Source organism: Aliiruegeria lutimaris (assembly GCF_900099935.1).
GTDB lineage: Bacteria > Pseudomonadota > Alphaproteobacteria > Rhodobacterales > Rhodobacteraceae > Tropicimonas > Tropicimonas lutimaris.
The window spans coordinates 1-1,494 of the sequence record NZ_FNEK01000183.1; the positions used below are offsets into that span (position 1 = coordinate 1).

A 1,494-nucleotide genomic window follows, 5' to 3' on the forward strand; every position below is an offset into this window, starting at 1 on the left:
GAACTATCTCTTCCGGCTTGTGCCGCTTGTTCGCCATTCTCAGTCCTCCGTTCCCTAAACATAACGGTGGACCAGTTCAGACGGGGCACTCCAGTTCTCGGTCGAGTACTTCTGGTGATCGGTCGACATCCGCACATAGGCGACGGCCGGCACATCCGTTTCAGGCGGCTCGTCGCTCTTGTCGGAATGGGCCGCCCATCGACCAGTCACATGCGTATCTCCTAATTATTCCATGCAAATCCATCGCTCCTGTCGGAATCAACGGTTGAATTCTTCGCACTCATGTAAAGCGAAGGAGTGTGGAATGTCGTTTCCGAAAAAGGGCAAGTTCTTTCCAAGGGAAAACGGATATGATGGAAATGGCGGTCATCAGACGAGTGGCTGCTTTGGCGATGAAATTGCATTGGCACTGAAGCGGTCCCTTGGCGACAGCCGGGCGGGCGTGAAGACCGTGGTGGCGTGGACGGGTGCCAACGAGAAGACGGTGAAGAACTGGTTCTCGGGGACTTACGGTCCGAGTGGGGCGCATCTGATTGCGCTGGCGCGACACTCCGACGAGGTGCTGGGTACCTTCCTGGCCATGGCTGGGCGCGAGGATCTGATGGTGGCTATCAAGCTTGCTGGTGCAGAGAAGGCAATTTCTGATCTGCTTGATGCGGTGCGCCGGCTTGGTGCCAACGATCAAACTGACCAGGATAGTTGATCTGCCGGGCAGGCCGGAAGCTTACTTACCGACCTGGGCGGTGACGGGAGTCTTTAATTGAGGATTGCTCAAAGGTATTTCCCTGCTTTCACGAAAAAAGTACCCTGTTAACCATCAAAAAGTTCCCTGTTTTTTCTTCTAGGGAAATTCTCTTTAAGTGATTGAAGTAACGCCTAAATTATGGGGGTAAACGGTCAAAAACCCCAAAAAACCAGAAAATTCCCTGTTATTTTCCCTGTTTGCAGGGAATTTAGTGGAGACTGGTTAGCTCCAGACTGGCTCCTCCGCCACCTACCCCTGAACAACGGTTCTCCCGATCTGGCTACGGCCGGATTTTTCGTTGTTTTAGAGGGTTATGCGGAGCAAGCTATTCACCGCCCCCAGCGCCAGAAGGCTTGGAAGCGTTCTCTCTGGGCCGATATTCTCTGGACCTGTTGACTGCTCCGATTTGGTGAATTTCCCACAAGAGTCTGGGTTCGCGCGATTTTTCGGGAGCCGAAGTTCAGTGGTTGGACGCCAGTGACTCTCGGCGAGACGGACCAGAAATCGAACTTTCGTCGTCACTGGTACAGCAGGATAAACCACGAGTTCGATTTCGTTCCAGAAGCGTTGCCCCCAATGCTGCCGTCCGCAGTCTACCTCTCGGGCGGGTGGTGCGCGAACCTCCCAACCTCTCAACCGGTCGCTCCAAACAAGCGTGAACGGCCCAAAGCGGATGAGGTGGATGGCTCCTGCTCCACCGGCATCGAACGTGCCAAAGTGCAGTTGTCATCGACTGCGAGGAAAGGAGC

2 protein-coding genes are annotated in these 1,494 nt (G+C 54.4%); one reads left to right on the forward strand and one right to left on the reverse strand.

The features are described 5' to 3' along the window. Positions 1–54 precede the first annotated feature (54 nt). Positions 55–210 carry a hypothetical protein gene (locus BLR85_RS29435; RefSeq protein ID WP_170844828.1) on the reverse strand — a complete coding sequence of 52 codons (156 nt, stop codon included), beginning with the start codon at positions 208–210 and terminating at the stop codon, positions 55–57. Between the two features lie 94 nt (positions 211–304). Here BLR85_RS29435 and BLR85_RS28280 point away from each other — a divergent pair, with 94 nt between their 5' ends. Then, positions 305–703, forward strand: a complete 399-nt coding sequence (locus BLR85_RS28280; protein ID WP_093165239.1) for a hypothetical protein — start codon at positions 305–307, stop codon at positions 701–703. The last annotated feature ends 791 nt before the right edge of the window (positions 704–1,494 follow it).

Coding starts and splice junctions, on each gene's coding strand:
- BLR85_RS28280 (WP_093165239.1), top strand. CDS start 305: ATGTCGTTTCCGAAAAAGGGCAAGTTCTTTCCAAGGGAAAACGGATAT.